This is a genomic window from Planktothrix sp. PLAVEN19ND, assembly GCF_057220675.1.
In genome coordinates this window covers 2,685,944-2,707,265 of sequence record NZ_CM170132.1, presented here as the reverse complement: position 1 = coordinate 2,707,265, position 21,322 = coordinate 2,685,944, and the positions used below count along the sequence as shown (strand labels likewise).

The 21,322-nt window shown below is 39.9% G+C and carries 24 protein-coding genes; 11 read left to right on the top strand and 13 right to left on the bottom strand.

Translation table 11 applies throughout. The annotated features are described in order from the left end of the window. Window positions 1-43: 43 nt before the first annotated feature. From AC2D3N_RS11840 to AC2D3N_RS11830, 3 genes are all read right to left on the bottom strand, one after another. Window positions 44-856 (bottom strand): carbon-nitrogen hydrolase family protein, encoded by an 813-nt coding sequence (locus AC2D3N_RS11840; protein ID WP_079677777.1) that lies wholly within the window; start codon window positions 854-856, stop codon window positions 44-46. 158 nt (window positions 857-1,014) lie between these two features. Beyond that, window positions 1,015-1,143, bottom strand: a complete 129-nt coding sequence (gene psaJ, locus AC2D3N_RS11835; protein ID WP_026795751.1) for a photosystem I reaction center subunit IX — start codon at window positions 1,141-1,143, stop codon at window positions 1,015-1,017. Between the two features lie 176 nt (window positions 1,144-1,319). After that, window positions 1,320-1,811, bottom strand: coding sequence for a Photosystem I reaction center subunit III (locus tag AC2D3N_RS11830; protein ID WP_079677776.1), 492 nt, complete (start codon window positions 1,809-1,811; stop codon window positions 1,320-1,322). Between the two features lie 233 nt (window positions 1,812-2,044). On the opposite strand from AC2D3N_RS11830, the gene tsaD reads away from it, so the two are divergent. Both tsaD and AC2D3N_RS11820 read left to right on the top strand, forming a co-directional pair. Continuing rightward, a complete protein-coding gene (gene tsaD, locus AC2D3N_RS11825; protein ID WP_484693674.1) occupies window positions 2,045-3,091 on the top strand; it encodes a tRNA (adenosine(37)-N6)-threonylcarbamoyltransferase complex transferase subunit TsaD in 1,047 nt (348 codons plus the stop codon). Window positions 3,092-3,172: 81 nt separating this feature from the next. Next, window positions 3,173-3,619 (top strand): DUF29 domain-containing protein, encoded by a 447-nt coding sequence (locus tag AC2D3N_RS11820; RefSeq protein WP_484693673.1) that lies wholly within the window; start codon window positions 3,173-3,175, stop codon window positions 3,617-3,619. Window positions 3,620-3,758: 139 nt separating this feature from the next. Here the strand turns inward: AC2D3N_RS11820 and AC2D3N_RS11815 are convergent, their stop codons facing one another. From AC2D3N_RS11815 to AC2D3N_RS11800, 4 genes are all read right to left on the bottom strand, one after another. Next, on the bottom strand, window positions 3,759-3,968 hold the full coding sequence (locus AC2D3N_RS11815; protein WP_484693672.1) for a type II toxin-antitoxin system HicB family antitoxin: 210 nt from the start codon (window positions 3,966-3,968) through the stop codon (window positions 3,759-3,761). Between the two features lie 245 nt (window positions 3,969-4,213). After that, a complete protein-coding gene (locus AC2D3N_RS11810) occupies window positions 4,214-5,437 on the bottom strand; it encodes a GUN4 domain-containing protein (RefSeq protein WP_484693755.1) in 1,224 nt (407 codons plus the stop codon). 190 nt (window positions 5,438-5,627) lie between these two features. Next, window positions 5,628-7,508 (bottom strand): calcium-binding protein, encoded by a 1,881-nt coding sequence (locus tag AC2D3N_RS11805; RefSeq protein ID WP_484693671.1) that lies wholly within the window; start codon window positions 7,506-7,508, stop codon window positions 5,628-5,630. Between the two features lie 142 nt (window positions 7,509-7,650). Beyond that, window positions 7,651-8,298, bottom strand: coding sequence for a calcium-binding protein (locus AC2D3N_RS11800; protein ID WP_484693670.1), 648 nt, complete (start codon window positions 8,296-8,298; stop codon window positions 7,651-7,653). 248 nt (window positions 8,299-8,546) lie between these two features. Between AC2D3N_RS11800 and AC2D3N_RS11795 the strand changes: the two genes are divergently transcribed. Beyond that, window positions 8,547-9,053: a GNAT family N-acetyltransferase gene (locus AC2D3N_RS11795; RefSeq protein WP_079677769.1), complete on the top strand. Its 507-nt coding sequence runs from the start codon at window positions 8,547-8,549 to the stop codon at window positions 9,051-9,053. A gap of 148 nt (window positions 9,054-9,201) precedes the next feature. Here AC2D3N_RS11795 and AC2D3N_RS11790 read toward each other — a convergent pair whose 3' ends face one another. Then, a complete protein-coding gene (locus tag AC2D3N_RS11790) occupies window positions 9,202-9,648 on the bottom strand; it encodes a hypothetical protein (RefSeq protein ID WP_484693669.1) in 447 nt (148 codons plus the stop codon). Window positions 9,649-9,851: 203 nt separating this feature from the next. On the opposite strand from AC2D3N_RS11790, the gene AC2D3N_RS11785 reads away from it, so the two are divergent. After that, window positions 9,852-10,325 (top strand): photosystem I reaction center protein subunit XI, encoded by a 474-nt coding sequence (locus AC2D3N_RS11785; protein WP_484693668.1) that lies wholly within the window; start codon window positions 9,852-9,854, stop codon window positions 10,323-10,325. Window positions 10,326-10,379: 54 nt separating this feature from the next. Then, complete coding sequence (locus AC2D3N_RS11780) at window positions 10,380-10,496, top strand: photosystem I reaction center subunit VIII (RefSeq protein ID WP_079677766.1); 117 nt, start codon at window positions 10,380-10,382, stop codon at window positions 10,494-10,496. Window positions 10,497-10,578: 82 nt separating this feature from the next. Here the strand turns inward: AC2D3N_RS11780 and AC2D3N_RS11775 are convergent, their stop codons facing one another. The 5 genes from AC2D3N_RS11775 to AC2D3N_RS11755 form a co-directional block, all read right to left on the bottom strand. Next, window positions 10,579-10,761, bottom strand: a complete 183-nt coding sequence (locus AC2D3N_RS11775; protein WP_484693667.1) for a hypothetical protein — start codon at window positions 10,759-10,761, stop codon at window positions 10,579-10,581. Further along, window positions 10,758-11,102, bottom strand: a complete 345-nt coding sequence (locus tag AC2D3N_RS11770; protein WP_083620370.1) for a hypothetical protein — start codon at window positions 11,100-11,102, stop codon at window positions 10,758-10,760. Before AC2D3N_RS11770 ends, AC2D3N_RS11775 begins: the two co-directional genes overlap by 4 nt. A gap of 159 nt (window positions 11,103-11,261) precedes the next feature. Further along, entirely contained in the window at window positions 11,262-11,423 is a 162-nt protein-coding gene (locus AC2D3N_RS11765) for a hypothetical protein (protein ID WP_484693666.1), read from the bottom strand. A 229-nt stretch (window positions 11,424-11,652) separates the two neighbouring features. Continuing rightward, entirely contained in the window at window positions 11,653-13,752 is a 2,100-nt protein-coding gene (locus tag AC2D3N_RS11760) for a single-stranded-DNA-specific exonuclease RecJ (RefSeq protein ID WP_484693665.1), read from the bottom strand. Between the two features lie 115 nt (window positions 13,753-13,867). After that, window positions 13,868-14,152, bottom strand: a complete 285-nt coding sequence (locus tag AC2D3N_RS11755) for a DUF427 domain-containing protein (RefSeq protein ID WP_079677762.1) — start codon at window positions 14,150-14,152, stop codon at window positions 13,868-13,870. A 162-nt stretch (window positions 14,153-14,314) separates the two neighbouring features. Here AC2D3N_RS11755 and recQ point away from each other — a divergent pair, with 162 nt between their 5' ends. The 6 genes from recQ (at window position 14,315) to AC2D3N_RS11725 (ending at window position 21,295) form a co-directional block, all read left to right on the top strand. Beyond that, window positions 14,315-16,501 carry a DNA helicase RecQ gene (recQ, locus tag AC2D3N_RS11750; protein WP_484693664.1) on the top strand — a complete coding sequence of 729 codons (2,187 nt, stop codon included), beginning with the start codon at window positions 14,315-14,317 and terminating at the stop codon, window positions 16,499-16,501. A 117-nt stretch (window positions 16,502-16,618) separates the two neighbouring features. Next, on the top strand, window positions 16,619-17,251 hold the full coding sequence (locus AC2D3N_RS11745) for an HAD-IB family phosphatase (protein WP_484693663.1): 633 nt from the start codon (window positions 16,619-16,621) through the stop codon (window positions 17,249-17,251). A gap of 123 nt (window positions 17,252-17,374) precedes the next feature. Beyond that, a complete protein-coding gene (locus AC2D3N_RS11740) occupies window positions 17,375-18,415 on the top strand; it encodes a patatin-like phospholipase family protein (protein ID WP_079677759.1) in 1,041 nt (346 codons plus the stop codon). 21 nt (window positions 18,416-18,436) lie between these two features. After that, on the top strand, window positions 18,437-19,288 hold the full coding sequence (locus tag AC2D3N_RS11735; RefSeq protein ID WP_339394353.1) for an RnfABCDGE type electron transport complex subunit D: 852 nt from the start codon (window positions 18,437-18,439) through the stop codon (window positions 19,286-19,288). Window positions 19,289-19,312: 24 nt separating this feature from the next. Continuing rightward, entirely contained in the window at window positions 19,313-20,632 is a 1,320-nt protein-coding gene (locus AC2D3N_RS11730; RefSeq protein WP_079677758.1) for a DUF2330 domain-containing protein, read from the top strand. A 90-nt stretch (window positions 20,633-20,722) separates the two neighbouring features. Then, window positions 20,723-21,295 carry a Uma2 family endonuclease gene (locus AC2D3N_RS11725; RefSeq protein ID WP_484693662.1) on the top strand — a complete coding sequence of 191 codons (573 nt, stop codon included), beginning with the start codon at window positions 20,723-20,725 and terminating at the stop codon, window positions 21,293-21,295. Window positions 21,296-21,322: the final 27 nt, after the last annotated feature.

Genomic DNA, 21,322 nt, shown 5'->3' with positions numbered 1-21,322 from the left:
TCCGTGAAATCCGTGAAATCCTCTTAAATCCGTGATCCCCATTTCACATAAATACCCGATGTTGCAGACTCGGCATTTGGCGACGAACTTGTTCCAGACGGGTGGGATTAATTTCTGCGATCGCAATCCCTGGTTTATCACCAGCATCGGCTAAAACCGCCCCCCAAGGGTCAAGAATCATTGCATGACCATGGGTATTCCGACGCCCATAATGACATCCTGTTTGAGCAGGTGCGACCACATAACAGGTATTTTCAATCGCTCTAGCCTTGAGGAGAACTTCCCAATGATCCTTACCTGTATAAGCAGTAAAAGCTGCTGGGACAAATAAAATTTCTGCTCCTTTTGCGGATAAATGGCGATAGAGTTCTGGAAATCGGACATCGTAACAGACCGATATTCCCAGGTTGCCCAACTCTGGATGATGATAAACCGGAGGTAAAACCGTCCCCGCCATCACCGTATTAGATTCCCGATAAGTATTACCATCGGGTAAATTAACATCAAACAGATGAACTTTTTGATAACGGGCTAATTCTTGACCATTAGCATCAATTAACACCGCCGTATTATATACTTTGCCATCACCCGAAGGAACTGGAAATCCTCCAGCTAATAGAGTAATTTGGAACTTTTGGGAAATGGTTTTAAGAAATTTTTCTGTAGTTTGAGCAATAGTTTCAGCTTGAGCCATTTTCTCGGCTTCTTCGCCCATAAAGGGAAAATTCTCAGGCAAGCTGATTAACTCTGCCCCCTGACGAACTGCTAAATCAATCAATTCTTCTGCCTCCGCTAGATTTTTGTCTAGCCAAGGTGTACTGGTCATTTGAATAGCCGCAGCGAGATAGGATTTCATCGATAAAAATATATTTAGAGGTTAAAAGCCAGGAGGCAGGGGGAGCAGGGGGGGCAGGGGGGCAGGGGGGCAGGGGAGGTAAACTCTTGCTATTACCCATTACCTATTACCCATTACCTATTACCTGTTCCCTGTTCCCCTTTTAGCTCCAGGTTTGATTAAGAGAGGGGATGGAACAGTAAATCGGGGAAAAAGCGATTAAATTCGATTAAAACTCCAGCCGTAAAAACCATCAAAGCCGCAGCTAAAACGGGTGCTGTTGAAAGATATTTCAGGAAATACTGCATGGGGGTTTTTCTCCTAAGTTTAGAACCGTGTGAACAACAATTAATCTGTTAAAAGAAAGCAGAATTCACAAAGATTATTAGAACATAAACAAACTTTGTTTATGGGATAATTTGGGAATATTTAGGTGATTAATTCAACTGAAATCTTCCCAAATCTCTGTTTAAGAATTCCGTAATTAACGAGGTGAAACGGTGATTTCGTCATCTTTGGCGTACATTTCACCCGTGGTCATTTCTTTCAACGCGGCTAAGGGCCACAGGAAGCCACTTAACATATAGGTCAGAGCCACAGGAACATCGATGATAATTTCTTTTTCTGCGGGGTTTTCGCTCTTTCTCGCATATTGTAAATAAGACCGACCGACCCAACCAATCCATCCGGCAATATACAGGAACAGAACCCCAGGAATTAAGAAATCTCCCGCATGGGATAGGCTGCCATCTACGATTAAATGGGGTAAGCCATCTTCTTTTCCGCAGAGTTCTTGGGAATAGCGTTCAAAGCGTGCTTTTGCCTGTGCCGGGTTAGCCGCAACAGAGATAGAGGTTTTGGCTCGTTGCTGAAATACCGAAGATTCAGAGCAGGGAACCAGGTTATAAGCTGAAGCTGCGGGAACAACGGTCATCCACAAGCCCAGGGCCAGAATAGCAGCTAACAATCGACGCATAGAAGTGTTTCCTTTTGTTACAGAACAATACGTTTTTCATCCGTTGAACCGAAGGTGTTTTGATAACTCCTTCTTAACAACCACCGGACAAAGCGTTTGTTATCCCTCAAACCGAGGTGAAGACCCACGCACTAATTTGACTATTAGGTTCAGTTGTTCACTGTACCTAAAAAATCTGCCATGATAAAGCTACTCAAAGTTAGCTCCAATCATTTCATAAAATTTATCAGTCAATGGCAACAGTTTTAGCAATTGAAACAAGTTGTGACGAAACCGGGGTCGCAATTGTAAAGAATCGTAAAGTTTTAAGCAATGTTGTGGCCTCTCAAATCGCCATTCATCAACAATATGGCGGGGTTGTCCCCGAGGTTGCCTCCCGCCATCATTTAGAAATGGTTAATCCTGTCCTTGACCAAGCTTTAGAAATCGCAGGTTTAGACTGGTCTGCCATTGATGGTGTAGCGGCTACCTGTGCGCCGGGACTGGTAGGGGCGTTAATAACGGGCATTACCACCGCTAAAACCTTAGCCTTAGTGCATGATAAACCCTTTTTAGGGATTCATCACCTCGAAGGTCATATCTATGCCAGCTATTTAACCGAAACCAGTCTTCAGCCACCGTTTTTATGTCTGTTGGTATCGGGGGGTCATACCAGTTTAATTCATGTCAAAGATTGCGGGGTCTATCAAATCTTGGGACATACGATGGATGATGCCGCAGGGGAAGCCTTTGATAAAGTAGCCCGGTTATTAAACTTGGGATATCCTGGGGGGCCAATTATTGACCAATTAGCCAGCCAAGGCAACCCCAAAGCCTTTGCCTTACCCGAAGGTAAGATTTCCCTCCCCAATGGCGGTTATCATCCCTATCACTCCAGTTTTAGCGGGTTAAAAACGGCGGTATTAAGGTTAGTTCAAACCTTAGAAAAAAAAGAAAATACCCCCTTACCCGTTGCCGATATTGCGGCGAGCTTTCAAGATACCGTGGCTAAAAGTTTAACTAAAAGGGCGATCGCTTGTGCCTTAGATTTTGGATTAGATACAATTGCTATTGGGGGCGGTGTGGCGGCAAATAGTGGGTTAAGAAACCATCTCCAAGAGGCGGCTAAAATTCACGATTTGCGGGTATTATTTCCCCCATTAAAATATTGTACCGATAACGCCGCCATGATTGCTTGTGCCGCCTCAGACCATCTGATTCGAGGTCATATTTCACCCTTAACATTAGGGGCGCAGTCCCGAATGTCCTTAGAAGATGTGATGCTTTTGTATAAAGGGTGATAGGGAATTACGAATTACGAATGGGATGGAAAGTTGCACGCTCGGTCTTTCAATTATTAATTGTTAAGGACAAAAAACAATATGAAAATAGCAGCAGAACAATTATCAGAAATTTATGAAAAAGATTATTTATTGTGGTTAGAAGAAACTATCAAACTTTTAAAAAACCGTCATCTTAACCAGATTGATTATGACCATTTAATTGAGGAATTAGAAGAATTGGGAAACGAACAAAAACGGAAAGTTGAAAGTTTGTTAGAACAAATTATCAGACATTTATTATTATATCAATATTGGGAAAAAGAATTTCAATATAATTCTCACCATTGGCAAGCAGAAATTATTGGATTTAGAACCCAAATCAAACGCCGTTTAACAACGAATTTAAAACAATATTTATCCCAGGAATTATTATCAATTTATGCCGATGCTCTGAAATTCGTTAAAGCGAAAACAACACTCAATAATTTTCCCCAACAATGTCCTTATACCTTAGAACAAATTTTAGACGAAGATTGGCTACCTTAATCACACCTGCTAGAAACTAGGTTTCTGACCCTCACCCCATTAGAATCCAAAAGCTTATAGTAATTCTAGCATTTGCGATCACATCTTAAATCTACATCATGATCGAACATCGGGAACCCGCCCCTACATTCTTTTTAAATTAAACTTCAACATATTCCGATATTGACGTAGGTTCAGGGATGGGTAAACCTTCGATTTCTAATCCTTCCAGATGAAAAATAATTGCTTCTTTAATTTCTTTCTCAACTTCTTCTATTGTGTAACCCGTCGCAACACATCCCGGCAAATCTGGAACATAAGCACAATAGTTACCTTCAGCTTTTTCAATGACAATTGCATAACGTTTCATTGAGTAATCTCTCCTAAAATTTAAAGATTAATTCGACAAAATCTGACAAATCCCACAAATAATCTTTCTAAACCCGCCCCAACCCACCCAGATTTAACGTTAATAAAACGGGGTTTATATTGATTCCTATTACGGGGTTGGGCGGGTTTATTTAGGTTAATTATTATTAACAAAAATCCCGGCGAACCCGCCCCTACATTCAGTCGATGTCATCAATCTTTACGAAAATCTATAAGCCTTATATGTTACAGTCTACAAGTATCGACGCGAGAGAAGAGAGACCCCCACCAAAATCCCAGACTGAACACCCCACCACCCAAGACCCCCACCCCCACAGACTCCCCACACCTACCCATTATTAGGAGGTGGCCCACTGGTGCTGTCTGATTGAATTTTAGATCTTTGTAATACAACCAGCTACCTCCTACACGCCAACTCACCTGATCACCAAACGCTGACCAGACTTGACCATCATAACTCCGGGTTCCTCCCAGACTTTTATAGATGCGCTTCTGTACCGAAAAGCCGAAGCGTCCATTGCTATATTTTACCCAAAGTTGGTCAATAGTGCGTAAATCCTCACAGGGAAATTTATCAATATCTTCTTCCCTTAACCATCCTTCCTTTGTTCTCCCTGCGACTTCACACATTTTTTTAGCCGTTTCTTCGTCAGCTTCTTTCCAGCTTCCGGCTTTCAAAAGTTGTTCTAATTGATGATAACTCACACCTTTAGCTGACTTTAATTCTATATTGGGTTCGGGTGTTGGTTGCGATGTCGGTTTTGCTGTCGGTTGCGGTGTAAATTGTGGTGTTGGTGGTGATATCGGTTTTGCGCTTAATTGTAAAGCCTCTAATACTTCTTGAGCAGTTTGAAAGCGTTTTCTTGTTCCCTGCTGTAAGAGTTTATCTAAGACTTGACCCAAAGTATTATTGACTTTAACTGTTAAATAATCTCGCCACACCCAATCACTTTCACTGACATCAAATAAATCAAAGGGTTCAATATTAGTAAATAAATGAATACAAGTTACCCCTAAACTATATAAATCACTCGCAAAAGTCGGTTTTCCCATCGCTTGTTCGGGTGCAGTATATTGGGCAGAACCAATCACTGTTCCTGTCACCGCTAACGCCGTTATAGTGGCTGCTTTAGCTGCTCCAAAATCCACTAAAAATAATTTATTATCGCTCTTTCTTCTAATAATATTTTCTGGTTTAATATCTCGATGAATTACTGGTTTTTGATGAATAAACGCTAAAACAGGCAATAAATCTCCTAAAAGGTTAATGATTTTAGTTTCTGAAAATTCCCCAGTTTCAGCTAATTCTTGAGCTAAATTTTGTCCTTCAATATATTCTTGAACTAAATATTGACGATGATCTTGGATAAAATGGGCGAATAATTCAGGAATTTGTTGATGTTTGCCTAATTGTTCTAAAGGTTGTTTTAGAGTTGGATTGGAGGCAATCTGGGTTAAGGCATTGACTCATGGTTAAGTCGGGGGATAGATGACGATGCTGATTTGATTATAGCAGTAAATTAAGTGGTGTGTGCGCTACGATACCCTCACCTATAGCAAATTCAAGAAACCGGGTTTCTGCTATTACTTTTATTAATAACAGAAAAATGAGTTGAGAAACCCGGTTTCTGACCTATATCTATCCTAAAATAGTAATATTCGGATCATCTGCAATGAAGTTAGCTGCGGTGAGTTGAACCGGGGTTATCCCTTGTACTAACGCATAAAAAGTTGTTCCCGATTGAATTGATGTGGATACTAATGCTGTACTACCATCAACTTGTACGGTGACAGGTGTTAATGTTAGTTGGGCAAAAGTTATCCCCGAAGGTAACATAATTTTATCGGTTCCGGCGAGAAAATCAGTGATTAGGTCGGCTTGATTTAAGCTGGTTGCGGCGACGGACGCTCCTGGTAGAACAAAGATATCGGCGTCGGCTCCCCCCGTGAGTTTATCCTGATCCGCATCTCCAATCAAGTAATCTGTACCTGCACCGCCATCTAAGACGTCTGCACCTTTACCACCCCGGATAATATCATTTCCCACACCTCCCAATACGGTGTCATTGTCCAGGTTGCCATTGAGTAGGTCATCTCCTTCTTGACCATCGAGGTTATCTGACCCTTTACCGCCTCGAATAGCTGTGCGAATGGTATTGGCTGGAATTGTTAGGGTGCGATCGCCATCATTCCCCCCACCAGCTAAAATATTATCACCCCCTAAATTGCCATTAATATTATCAGCCGATGCGGTTCCAATAATGGCATCATTCCCGTTTAAGGCTTGAATATACAGGTTTGCTGCTGTTGCTGGGACAAAGGCATTATCGGGGCCGTTGGTAAACAGATAGGATGTAATTCCTTGGTCAACAAACGTGGTATTCCCACCACCAGGTGCCGGAACATTTGGCCCAGGATCACTCACGGAGGCGGTGGGCGTTGTCCAGGTAACATTAGAGACTGGAGGAGGTGCGGTGTTGGGAATATTAGAGTCAATAATATCTTGCCCTTTAAGATTCACCACATTTTCAATTAACCCTATGCCTGCGGTTTTTGCTGTGGTATCGGCATAAAAATCAACAATCAACAAATCTTGAGTTAGGTCAATTTTGCCATCAATATTTAAGTCAATAGCTAGATTTTTTCCTTGTCTTTCTAAACCATAACCCGTTGTGCTAGGGCCAGATAGTAATAGCGTTATACCTGGAATAAAAAGACTGTCTGCTGCTCCTCCAGTATCTTGAATTTCGGTACCATTACCGGCAGTAAGTACGGTGTAGAAATCATCGCCCAAACCCCCTTTAAGGGTATCTTTCCCTCCGGCTCCAGCCAGATTATCACTCGCCGCACCCCCAATTAAAATATTATCGCCCCCGGCTCCAGTCAGATCATTGGGGATACCCGGAGCGCCAATAATATTTTCAATCGGCCCCGTAATATTATCCGTGGCAATGGCAACAAAGGCATTATTTAAAACTTCTCCCTTTGTGGTTAAATTAGCCGTAATTCGACTAGCTCCAGCCGGAGAAGTTGGGGTAACCTTTTCATAGGAAAGGTAGTCAATTCCATCGCCCCCATCGACATTATTTATTCCTAAACCGCCAAAGAAAGTATCATTTCCATCTCCACCAATGGCGTTGTCATCTCCCTCTCCCAAATCGAAAGTATCGTTTCCTTTGCCACCATCACCGATGTCATTCCCCTTTCCACCGAGGATAATATCATCTCCTAGACCGCCAATCCCATAATCATTGCCATCGCCCAGGGTAATACTATCATTACCATCTCCGCCATTAATGGGATTATCGTCTCCGCCTCCGGCATCAATGGTATCATTTCCGGCTCCACCATCAGCTTTATCAGGCCCATTCAATAAAAGAATAGTATCATTTCCGGCTAAATCAGATTCTTGAATCGCAATCAGAGGAATCAGAGGTAGACCATCTTTGGTAATGGTAATCAGTGGAAAAGCACCGATTTGAAGAACATCACCTAAATCTGTTCCTTGGAAAGTAGCCATTTGTTGTTCCTTTTTTGTAAAAAATGTTAAATCCTACTTAAAGCTAGTTTAAATATTCAAGACTGTCAATATTCCTGATGATCAATAGTATAAATTTCAGATTTTTATAATAATTTATACTGTCGCTTAATGGTTTGATTAATCAATTAATGGTAATAAATTGATTAATCAAACCTCCGGGGCTGACATTTGCCACAAATCCCACAAATTGATTAGAATTGATCACAGAAATTAAAGTCCCTGGACTTCCACTGATGACGGTAGACGTGAGCAGAATATTGTTTTGATTCAAACCTTCAGTTAAACCAATTTTATCCTCACCGACAATAAAATCCGTAATTATATCAACCGTATTCATATTATCAACGGCGACACTAACGGGAAGAACAAAAATATCATTCCCGTAATTTCCGGTGAGTAAATCCTGTCCCTGGTCACCACTTAATAGATCATTTCCTTCTCCTCCGAATAGGGTATCATTACCTTGTCCGCCAAAGAGGATATCATCCCCCCCTTGACCCTGAAGCAGATCATTGCCTTTTAACCCTTGGAATGTATCATTTCCCTCTATTCCGGTTAAAATATCATTGCCCGATGTCCCTAATAAGACTTGTGGCACTGAAAGGGAATTGCTCAGTTTTGTTGAGTCAAAATAAGCCCCCCCAAACACTGGGTTACTAATAATTGGAGGAACAACAATCCCTTGGGTTACCAACTCTTGACTAGGCGGGTTAAATCCCCCAATATTGATGACTGCACTACCACCATCATTAACAAAAAATGTAGACATTTTGTTTTTTTTGTATGGATAGGAGATAGACAATCTGGCGATGGGGAAAATATAGAATTTTTAATAAACGAGCAACAATCAGAAACGATAATGACTATTGATCGGATGAGAACACTTAGACAATCAATCACTATTGCCTACAGCCCATTGTCCATTACCTATTGCCTATTTCCCGTGATTATTGATATTATTATAACACTTAAAAAATCAATGACTATTACCCAAAACCCAAAAAGTTTTTAGAAATAATGAAGATTCGGGATGCAGTTGAAACGGACTTACCCGCGATAGTTGATATTTATAATGCCGCAATTCCAGGACGGATGGCGACAGCAGACCTGGAAATGATATCGGTGGAAAGTCGAATTCCTTGGTATCACGAACATCAAGCTCAAACCCGTCCAGTTTGGGTGATTGAGTTAGATGGAAAAATTCTAGGATGGTTGAGTTTCCAAATCTTTTATAACCGTCCGGCCTATAACGGTACAGCAGAAGTGAGTATTTATGTTCATCCTGAATATCAAGGTCAGGGAATCGGAAAAAGACTATTAACCCAAGCGGTGTACCACAGTCCTAGTTTGGGATTAAAAGCCTTACTAGCGTTAATTTTTGCTCACAATCAACCTAGTTTAGAATTATTCAAACGCTTAGATTTTGAACAATGGGGTTATTTGCCCAGAGTAGCTGATTTAGATGGAATTGAACGGGATTTAGTGATTCTGGGACTTCATCTCACCCCGGCTAAAATTAATTAACCCCAAAATTTGATCCCCGACATGGGAGCAAAAAAAGTATTTTTGAGTCTATAGACTTGGGATTCTACAAAAAAAAGGAGCTTATCCAATGAACTGCTGATCTTGAAAGATCGGCAGTTTTTTTATGGAAACAGACCTGTTAATGGCTTTAGCGACGTTGTACAGGCAATCCTGGCGCGCTCTGAAGGTCAAGATCCCGATAGGAGGGTTGGTTCAGAATAGAGGTATTGTAGGGATTAATTAAATCGGCTGTACGAATAATCGGGTCGCTACTGGTTTGGCGCAGCATCCCATCCCGATACAATTGATTCACCAGCCGGGCATCATTGGTCATTAAGGTTTCGGGAAAACCATTGATGCCGTTGGGCCAGGGAAAACTGATTCCTAAATAGGTAGACGTTTGACCCAGTAAGGATTTGTTTTTAAACACATCCCCAGAGGTTCTTGAAGCCGCCCGCATAAATTCTTCCGCAAAGGGTTGATAGGTGGTGGGATAGTCCTTAAACATGGGTTCAGCTTTGATAGCGGTGGCAAACATCGTGGATGCGATCGCCCCAAACAAGGCATAGCTAAGAGATTTTAGTCGGTTATTCATGATCCGAATTCCTCAATAATTGGTTAAATCTTAACCTGTTTTGTTAATCCTAGCCTTGACATCAGATATACCCCCCCGACATCGAGATGTGAACTTTTTTGAAGCTTATGCTCATTTTTGTAACGAGATTGCCTATCCCTGCGTAAAATATGAGCTTAATAACTGCTACAAGTTCTTCAATAATTAGAGGAGAAAGAAACCCCATGGCAGAATTGATTAAACCCTATAATGGCGATCCCTTTGTAGGCCATCTGTCCACGCCCATCAGCGATTCCGATTTTACCCGTGCATTTATCGGGAATTTGCCCGCCTACCGTAAAGGTTTATCTCCTTTACTCCGGGGCTTAGAAGTCGGGATGGCCCATGGTTACTTTTTGATCGGGCCTTGGATTTTACTGGGGCCATTACGCGATCATCCCAGCGCGGCTAATTTAGGTGGCTTAATTTCAGGCATTACCTTAGTTCTGATTGCCACGATTTGTTTATCTGCTTACGGATTAGTTACTTTCCAAAAAAGCAGTTCAGATGCGGGGGATTCTCTGCAAACCTCTGAAGGTTGGAGTCAGTTTGCTGGCGGTTTCTTCATCGGTGGAATGGGTGGCGCTTTTGTTGCCTTTTTCTTGCTGGAAAACTTCGGCATAGTCGATTCGATTTTCCGAGGCTTGGTTAATAGCTAATTGAGCTTTTTACCAAACATCAAAACTTTCTAACATTCAATAGGAGAATTTGATATGACCGGAGCATACGCAGCTTCTTTTTTACCTTGGATTTTAATTCCCGTGGTTTGCTGGTTAATGCCAGTTGTGGTAATGGGTTTATTATTCATCCACATTGAAAGCGAAGCTTAGATCTTTGTTTTGATTAACAAAAAATCTCCGCCGTTATGGTGGAGATTTTTTGTTAATAATTTGTACTATTATTGCTTCCTTATTAATAATTATTTAATAGATTATTTAACCTGGACAACCGTTTGTTTCGGTTAACTTCCTCTAATTTCGCATTAATTTCTTCTAACTCTAAATTAAACTGTTCCATTTCTAAATGAGTCCGGCGTAAATTTGCTAAAAGTCTTTGCACTGTTACAGGATCAGGAATAGGAGATTGTTGGTTCATGGTAAATTCCATTCTAATTTTACTTCTTCTAAACTGCGTTCCCAGGCGGGAATTCTAGCTTGAGTGCGGATAATAGCTCTATTCATCAACTCTAGCATATCTGATGAGGCTTCGGGTTGAGAACGAGCAATATTTAATCCTAATCGAGTTAGCTGCATATAAGTTGCTTCAGCATCCTCTAACACTGTTGTTAATTCAGCAAAAAAAAGTAACGTTTCCTCTGTTTCACCTAATCGCTCAAATAAGGCTGATTCCGTTGTTGTAACCTGATCAATAATATCTAGTGATTTTTGTTTCAGTTGATTGACAAGTTCTTTAATTTCCGGTGGTAGGTTTGCCATAATATTAATTCATTAATAGCCAAGTTTATTTTATCACAAAAGATTATTAATAATAACTTAAAAATGATTACATATATTTAATGCTTCTGCTTCTATAACACTGTAGGGGCGAGGCGCGCCTCACCCCTACGAGATATTGGGATATTATCAACAATATCACTAAGCAATATTTCGTTGTTGTGACCAAAACTGACCGACTATTACTTTCCACTTTTCCCAATATTCCACGACTTCCTGAGCTTCAATTAAGGTAATATCAACTTCATAGGGAGTAATATTAATAATTATTCTATGATTAATATTAACTGATTGCGATCGCATTTCTAAAGTTGAAGATAAAACAGCTTTATTCTCTATCTTCTAAGGTTAGGAAATGAAGTTTTCCAGATTCATCGCCTGCTAAAATTTTTGTGCTATCTGGAGTAATGGGCATGATTTTGAACTAAAAGTTGTTCTTATGTTGAGTGTTGATTATTGTTAGCCATTGATTAAATACCAGATACATTGTTAGATTTTAGAACAGTTACTACCTATCACTAAGATTATAAGCTTACCCTAACGCTTTAACTGCCGCCTGAATTAAATTGTAAAACCCAGGTTGAGATACATCAACGGTTTTAGCATCCTGACGACTTGTCCCTAACAGTCCAAAGCGTTGACCTTTTTTTATCGCTAATACTTCGCCTTTCTGATTACGGATTTTTAATTCTTGGGTTTCCCCAACGGAAGATAAACTACAAGTATAGTGTTTCTCGTGATAGTTAAATTCCGCACTTTTATTAACTAGAGAATGTTGGATTTCTGGAGATTCGGGTAATCTTGCCCCGACTAATTCTAACTCAATATTGGTTTGACCATTCCAGTTATTTTCTTTTAATTGATAGGCGATATCTAAACAGTGGGGAAGGGGAAAATAGTCGGCCCAACGCCAAGCCATGGCATTAATTGTGGGTAAGGCGGTAAGTTGAGTATGGGAAAATTTATCTTGGGTTAAGGTAAGTTTAATATGTCCTTTTCCTACCAGTTTTTGTTGCACAATTCGCACGTTAGGAGTCCAAAAGGTGGGGGCATTATTTTCTATGCCGCAGGGATGGAGTTGATTAATTTGATCATAGAGATTAAAATTAATTTCACTTAAATTAGCTTGAGTATCAATTTTAATTAAGGGTTTTAGATGTTCTAATTCTAAACATTGATGGGCAAATTCACTTAAACGGGTTTTAATTTGATCTAGGTTTTCTGCGGGGAAAGAAAACCCTCCAGCGGCTTTATGTCCTCCGAATTTACCTAGTAAATCTTGACAATATTCTAAGGCTTTAAAGATATCAAATTCTAAAATTCCCCGGGCTGAACCTCGAACTATTTTAGGGGATTCTGTTTCATTTTCTGAGTGTTCATAGGTTCCAATAAATACGGGAACTCCGTATCTTTCTACTAACCGAGAAGCGACAATTCCAATCACGCCATGATGCCATTCTGGTTGTACAACTACTAACACCCGTTCTTGTTTTAAGTCAATATTTTGTGATTCTATCCAAGCGATGGCTTCCTGTTGAATTTCTTCACATAGGAGTTGTCTTTGTTGATTGATTTGTTCACATTGCATTGCCCGTTCTAAGGCAATTCCCATATTTTCTGTGGTTAATAATTCTATCACAATTTGAGGGTCAGCTAACCGTCCAATGGCGTTAATTCTTGGCCCCAAACGAAAGCCAATATCATCGGGTTTTAGGGTTTTATTATTGTTAGATGGGAGAGAATTTTCGGGCTGTTCTTCCGATTTTGCTTGATATCCAGTGGAGACTCCGGCGACTTGAATTAGGGCTTGAATTCCGGTGATTTGAGAATAGGGAATTAACTTTAACCCGCGTTTTAACCAACGGCGGTTAACTCCCACCAAGGGGGCTAAATCGGCAATCGTTCCTAATGTAAATAATTCTAACAAAGGATTGACTAATCCTTGCATTTTACCGAGTTTTTGAGCTAAACAAATGGCTAAAACATAGGCAACTCCCACCCCGGCTAATCCTCGATAGGGGGATAATAAAGGTAATAGTTTTGGATTAAGAATTGCGTCCGCAGGGGGTAGTTTTTCGGGTAAATCATGGTGATCGGTAATAATTACAATTAACCCTAATTCCTTAGCCCTAGCAATGGGTTGATAGGCGGAAATTCCATTATCAACGGTCAGGATAATTTTAACGTCTTCCTGATGGAATTCTTCTACAATTCGGGTGTTAATTCCATAGCCTTCGGTCATGCGGCTAGGAATAGCATAATTAACATTAGCTCCCAAGGTAGAAAGCGATCGCATTAATAAAGCCGTACTGGTCATCCCATCGGCATCATAATCCCCACAAATTGCAATTTTATCCCCCTGATTAATCGCATTTTCTAATAATTCTACACTTTTTTCTAAATCCTTAAATTCTTCTAGGGGAGAGGGTAAAACTTGAGATTCAGGGGTTAAAAAAGCCTCCGCCTGTTCGGGGGTTTCAATGCCGCGATTAATTAAAACTTGAGTGACTAAAGGTATAATTCCCGTCTCATCTGCCAATTGTTGTGCCAGGTCGGGTTGTTGGGGAAAAATATACCACCGTTGATTCGGAAGTCGTTGAGAATTAAAAGACTCTGGGGGAGAAGGTTGCACAGTAAATTAGGATTAATTGATAATAGTTTAATTGTACTTATTCGAGCATAAGGGCGAGATGACCTCGCCCCTACAAGTTATGTTAATTCACGTTCATCCAGAAACATGAAACCGCTTAAACCTCAACTTTAACTCCTTTCCAAAATCCAATATAACCTTCAATATTTTTGGCAGCAGATTTCGTTTCAGGATAATACCAAGCGGCATCCTTATTCACTTGACCATCAACGACGATATCATAATAACTAGCAACTCCTTTCCAACCACAGGTTGTATGAGTGTTACTTTCTTTGAAATATTCACCTTTGATGGAGTCCGGGGGAAAATATTGATTGCCCTCAACAACAACGCATTGGTCAGTTTCTGCCAAAACTGCACCATTCCAAATCGCTTTCGGCATAAATCTCCTCTAAAATTTACAACGTTGTATTAAAATTTAACATCTTTGAGGCATTCAGTGTCTAGTCTGGGTTATCAATGACAAAATTTTATCGAGATTTCGCAGTCATTTACCCAATTTTAATCATAAAATAAAAAAGACGTTTTATCTAAATTACGAGCAATGTCAGGGCTAATTTCTACTCCCTTCGCCCAACCCCAATCCCTAGAACAGTCCCTTAAACATTTCTTTGGCTATGATTCCTTTCGACCCGGACAGCGCGAAATTATTGAACAGGCGCTACAAAAGCGAGATTTATTAATTATTATGCCCACCGGAGGGGGAAAGTCTCTGTGTTTTCAACTTCCGGCTTTATTGAAACCTGGATTAATGATTGTCGTCTCGCCCTTAATTGCTTTAATGCAAGATCAAGTAGAGGCATTACAAGATAATGGGGTTGGTGCTACCTTTCTCAATAGTACCTTAACGGCTGCGGAAGTAAAATCAAGGGAATCGGCAATTTTAAAAGGAGAGATTAAACTACTTTATGTGGCCCCAGAACGTTTATTATCCGAACGATTTTTATTTTTTTTAGACACCCTAGAAGAACAGTTGGGAATCTCTGCTTTTGCCATTGATGAAGCCCATTGTGTATCGGAATGGGGGCATGATTTTCGGCCCGAATATCGTCAACTCAAACAATTGCGAATTCGCTATCCTAAAATTCCGGTTTTAGCCTTAACTGCGACTGCGACTCAACGGGTGAGACAGGATATTATTCAACAGTTAGAGTTAAAAAATCCCTATATTCATGTTGCTAGTTTTAATCGTCCTAATTTATATTATGAAGTAATTCCCAAGAAAAAACAAACCTTTACCCAGCTATTAAAAATTATTCAGGAGGTGGGCGGGTCAGGAATTATCTATTGTTTAAGTCGAAAAAACGTAGAAGATTTGGCATTTCGGTTACAAAATCATGGGATTTCCGCCCTCCCCTATCATGCTGGACTTGAAGATCAAATCCGGTCAGAAAATCAGACTCGGTTTATTCGAGATGATGTGCAAATTATGGTGGCTACTGTTGCTTTTGGCATGGGAATTAATAAGCCCGATGTTCGCTTTGTGATTCATTATAGTTTACCTCGAACCTTAGAAAGTTATTATCAAGAATCGGGTCGGGCGGGACGGGATGGAGAATCCGCTAGATGTACGTTATTTTTTAGTTATGGTGATCTAAAAACTATTGAATATTTGATTGAACAAAAACCCGATCCCGATGAACAACGGATCGCCCGTCAACAGTTACGACAAATGTTAGATTATGCCGAAGCATCGGAATGTCGGCGCACGGTTCAATTAAGTTATTTTGGGGAATTTTTCTCGGAAAATTGTGCCAAATGTGATAATTGTCGCACCCAAAATCCGGTGGAAGATTGGACAATTGAAGCGATGAAATTTTTATCCTGTATTGCCCGATGTCATGAAAGATTTGGCATGAATTATATTATTGATGTATTAAGAGGATCGAAAAGTCAAAAAATTCTGGAGCGACGCCATGATCAACTGTCTACCTATGGTATTGGAAAGGATAAAACGGCGGAAGAATGGAAGAATTTAGGGCGATCGCTTTTACGTCAAGGACTATTAGAGCAAACCACCGATGGTTATGCGATTTTAAAGTTAAATTCCCGCAGTTGGGAAGTAATGAAACGGGAAAGAACCGTTGAAATTACGGTAATTAAAGAACAAAATGTTGAAAAATCAACTCGTTCTTTAGCCATAGAAGTAGAAATGCTATTTGAACAGTTGCGCCAACTACGGAAGAAATTAGCCGATGAACAATCTATCCCTCCCTATATGGTTTTTTCCGATTCTACGTTAAAATTAATGGCACAACAACGCCCCCAAACTTTAGAGGAATTAAGTCAAGTTTCTGGAGTCGGGAGTTATAAATTAGAACGGTATGGTCAACAATTTACGGAAGCTATTTTTACCTATTGTCATGGACAAAAACCGCCCAATGCTTCCTCTAAAAAATCGGAATCTAAACGTCTCACCCTGGAGGATTTATCCGATAGTTTAATTATGACTTTATCTTTATATCAAGACGGTCTGAGTTTGAATGCGATCGCCAATGAACGAGGATTAAAAACCAGTACCATCGCCGATCATTTAACCCAATTAATTGCCGCTAATCAGAATATTAATATCGATCAATTTGTTGAACCTGAACGGCAAAAATTGATTATTCAGGCTATGGAAAAAGTCGGAGATACCAGCTTAAAAACAATTTATGAATGTTTGGGAGAAAACTATAATTATGAAGAAATAAAAATGGTTCGGGAATGGTGGCGACAGCATCCTAATTAATCCATTATTGCGCTCGTTGTTGCGCTCGTTGTTGCGCTCGTTGTTGCGCTTTAGCGCATCTAGTGGGCTAACAAAAAACTGACAAATTTTCTCTACTATAACCTACCCAAACTAATTATGAACCCAATTATTTTTTGTGACTTCGATGGAACAATTACCGCAGAAGAAACCTTTGTGGCAATGTTAAAAGAATTTACTCCAGACAAAGCGGCGGAAATTATGCCCTTATTATATCGCCAGGAAATGACCTTACGAGAAGGAGTCAGAACCATGTTAGAATCAATCCCATCCCGTTGTTATCCTGAAATTATAGAATTTTCTAGGACAAAGAAAATACGACCCGGATTTGTGGAATTTCTGGATTTTCTTAATACTCAAAAAGTGCCTTTTATCCTAGTTTCAGGAGGGGTTAGGGTGATGGTTGAAACGGTTTTAGGAGATTTAAGTCAAAAAATTGATGGGATGTATGCCGTTGATTTAGACACCTCAGAGGAGTATTTTAAGGTTCATTCCGAGTTTGAAGCCGATACGGAATTAGTCGCTAAAGTCAAAGTAATGGAACGCTATCCAAACCTCGAAAAAATTGCCATTGGAGATTCGATTACGGACTTAAATATGGCCTTAGCCGCGCCGATTGTTTTTGCGCGCGATCGCTTGGCAAAATATTTAGATGAATACCAAAAACCCTATATTAATTGGACGGATTTTTTTGATATTAGAGATCACTTATCTGAAAAATGGAAGATATAGTAGGGAACAGGGAACAGGGGGAAAAGACTTTTTACTGCATTTGTCTGTGTCCTAACCGTGAGTCGCACGACTGCTATATTATAAATTCATTCATGATTTTTAAACAGGAGAAAATCTTAAAATATGGCACAATTTACTCGAATTCTTTCTTTAGATGGCGGTGGACTGCGGGGAATAATTTCCGCCGAAGTTTTAAAGTATGTCGAACAGAAATTACAGGATTTTACAGGAAACTCCGATGCGAGAATAGCGGATTATTTTGACTTAATTGCTGGAACTAGCGTCGGAGGAATTTTAACGGCTCTTTACCTTTGCCCCGATCCTGAAAATCCTCTGCGACCCAGATGTTCTGCTCAACAGGTTTATAATTTTTTTCGATATGAATCAAGTCAAATCTTTGAGCCTATTTCTAAAAATTCCTTGCCAGTCTTGGGAGAATTATTTGATGAAAAATACTCCTATCACAAGTTTGATCAGATCATGGGTGATTTTTTTAAAGACCTTAAATTGAGCGAACTCCTGAAACCTTGCTTAATTACTAGCTATGAAATAGAAAAGCGAAAAAGTCAATTTTTTACCCAACATGATGCTTTTTCAAACCCCAAAGATGATTATTTTATTAAAGATGTTTTACGAGCCACTTCCGCCGCCCCTACCTTCTTTGAAGTGGCTCAAATTAAGGCGATGAATCAGGATGTTTATACCTGTATTGATGGAGGAGTTTTTGCTAATAATCCTACTCTTTGTGCCTATGCAGAAGCTCGACATAAATTTAATCGTGACTTTAATCTCGATAATCGCTATGAAAAAGGCCCAACTGCTAAAGAAATGGTGGTTTTATCTTTAGGTACAGGAGTGGTTAAAAAGAAATATCCCTATGAAGAAGCAAAAGATTGGGGAAAATTACAATGGCTTGAGCCTTTATTTGATATTATTATGACCGGGGGTGCGGAAACAGTGGACTATCAAATGCAACAAATCTTTGATACCACAGAACATCCTGAAAACTATTTGCGAATTAATACGGTTTTGGAAAGTCGTAAAACCTTAAAAATGGATGATTGCTCGGAAGCCAATTTGAGCGAAATTGCTAAATTAGGGCAACAATTAACAGAAGACAATCGTCAACGATTGGATGAGTGGATTCAACTGCTTTTACTTTAATCTTAATTTCAGGTGAATATCATGTTTAAAGATGCTCGTAACGCTCAAATCCTATTTCTATCGATGTTTTTGCTCCTAGGAATTGGAACGAGAGACTGGACATTACGACCAGATTTTATACTGATCATTGGGTTAAGTTGTTTATTTACTCAATGGTTGTGTTCCTCGATTTACTCGTTCTATATTAACAAAAAGATTACCCTTTTATCCCCTGAATTTTTGGTATCTTGGCGGAGTGCTTTAATTACCACATTGGGGTTATGTTTATTACTTAGAGCCAATCATTGGACAACCTTAGTTCTGGCCGGATGTTGTGCGATCACCAGTAAATTCATCTTTCAATCCCAGGGAAAACATTTTTTTAATCCCGCTAACTTTGGGATTATTATTGCCCTAACTCTCAGCGCCGATGCTTGGGTTTCCCCCGGACAATGGGGAACGGATTCTTGGTATTTATTACTATTTTTAGGAACCGCAGGAATTATTCTTAAAAAAGTGGGTCGCTGGGATACTTCCGCCGCCTTTTTAATCACCTATATGGCATTAGAAGCCGGACGAAATTTTAGTCTAGGTTGGGGTTGGGATGTTTATGCCCATCAACTGATGAATGGGAGTTTATTATTGTTTGCGTTCTTCATGATTACCGATCCGCGTTCAATTCCCAATGCCACTTTGGGCCGGATTATTTGGGCGGTCTTAATCGCTGGAATAACTTTTATTTTACAACATCAATTTTTTATCTCAACCGCTTTATTTTGGGCTTTATTTGCCCTCTCTCCCTTGACCCTAATTTTAGACCAAATATTTCAAAATCATCGATTTTCTTGGTCTACCAAACCCCTGAAATATTTGCCTTTATCTGCCTCTTTTTAGACCTTATTTTCACAGGAGTTAATCATGAAAGTTTTAAATCGGTTAATTCTCTTTTTAATTGTTGTTTTTGCTGGTATTAGTTTTGCTGCCCCTGCCTTAGCCTTTTGTGGGTTTTATGTAGCAAAAGCTGATGCTACCTTATATAATCAAGCCTCACAAGTTGTGATTGCTAGAGACAAAAATCGGACAATTTTAACCATGGCAAATGATTATCAAGGAGCAGTAAAAGATTTTGCCTTAGTAGTTCCGGTTCCCGTGGTTTTAAAACCCGAACAAGTTAAGATTGGAGAACCGAAAGTTATCCAACAATTAGATGCGTTTAGTGCACCCCGACTGGTGGAATATTTCGATCCCGATCCCTGTAATTCCTATCCCCAAGCCCCATTACCAGCAACCAGAGGGGGAAATGTAACCTTACAAATGGACAAACAACAGGAAGCTCGGTCGGGTTTAGGAGTAACTATTGAAGCCCGTTTCAGCGTGGGAGAATACGATATTTTGATTCTGAGTGCGAAGGAATCCGATGGTTTAGAAACCTGGTTAATTCAAAATGGTTATCAAATTCCCCCAGGTGCAAGTGCCCTATTAAAACCCTATATTCAACAGGGATTAAAGTTTTTTGTTGCTAAAGTGAATTTAGAAAAATTTGATCAAAGTGGGTTCCAAACCCTACGACCTTTAATGATTGCCTACGAATCCCCTCGGTTTATGTTACCGATTCGTTTAGGAATGATTAATGGCAAGGGAGAACAGGATTTAATTGTTTATTTACTCTCTCCCAAAGGTCAAGTCGAATTAACCAATTATCGCACCGTTAAAATTCCTTCCGATCAAGATATTCCTGAATTTGTCAAAGAAGTGTTTCCGGGTTTTTATAAATCCCTATTCAATACAATTTATGAACGGGAACAGAAAAAAGTTGCCTTTTTAGAATATGCTTGGAATATGGCAGGATGTGATCCCTGTTCTGCCGATCCTTTAACAACTGAAGAATTAAAACAGGCGGGGGTATTTTGGTTAGATTCCCCGACGGGAAATTCCACCTTTATTACTCGCTTACATATTCGCTACGCCCGCAATACCTTTCCCGAAGATTTAAACTTTCAAGAAACAGCAAATCAAGCCAACTTTCAAGGTCGATATATTATTAACCATCCCTATCGTGAATCCATGCAGTGTTCACAGGCCCAACAATATCGGCAATCTGTTCGCCAAAGACAGCAACTCGAAGCCCAAAACTTAGCCACATTAACGGGCTGGAAAATTGAGGATATTCGTCGCCGGATTAATTGGATAGAATCCAGTTCGGATTCCTGGTGGAATCGAATTTGGCATAAAAATTAATCGTGTCAGCAACAAATATAAAATAGGAAAGTTGCTCCTGATCCAGAATATTGCTAAACTAAAATACAAGGATTTCGGAGCAACAAAGCCATGACCGTTGCCAAAGCCAAATTTTTAAGATTGGAGGAATTTCTGAAGTTAGCAGAAACTAAACCTGCTGGCGAATATATTGACGGTGAAATCATTCAGAAACCCATGCCAAAGCCCCGCCATTCTCGACTTCAAGGAAAGTTAATTAATGCCATCAATGAAGTCACAGAAACAGAGGAAATCGCCTATGCTTTTCCCGAGTTGCGTTGTACCTTTGGGGGTCGTTCAATTATTCCTGATATCGCCGTCCTGCGTTGGCAAAAAATTCAATTAGATCAGCAGGGGGAACTAAGTGACAATACACTAATTATACCTGATTGGTCAATTGCAATTCTTTCCCCGGATCAAAAAGCAAATCGTGTGATCGATAACCTTCTACACTGCATCAGACATGGCTGCCAATTGGGATGGATGATTGATCCTGATGATTATTCTATTCTGATTTTTGCTCCTCAACAAGAGCCTAATGTGTTTAGAGGTTCTTGTCAATTACAAATCTTGGAAAATATTAATTTAGAAACTAACCGCCGAACAGGTTTTTGCCTGGTTAAAAATAGGCAAATGATTAATTAAAATCAAACCGTAGGAGTTGGTTTATTT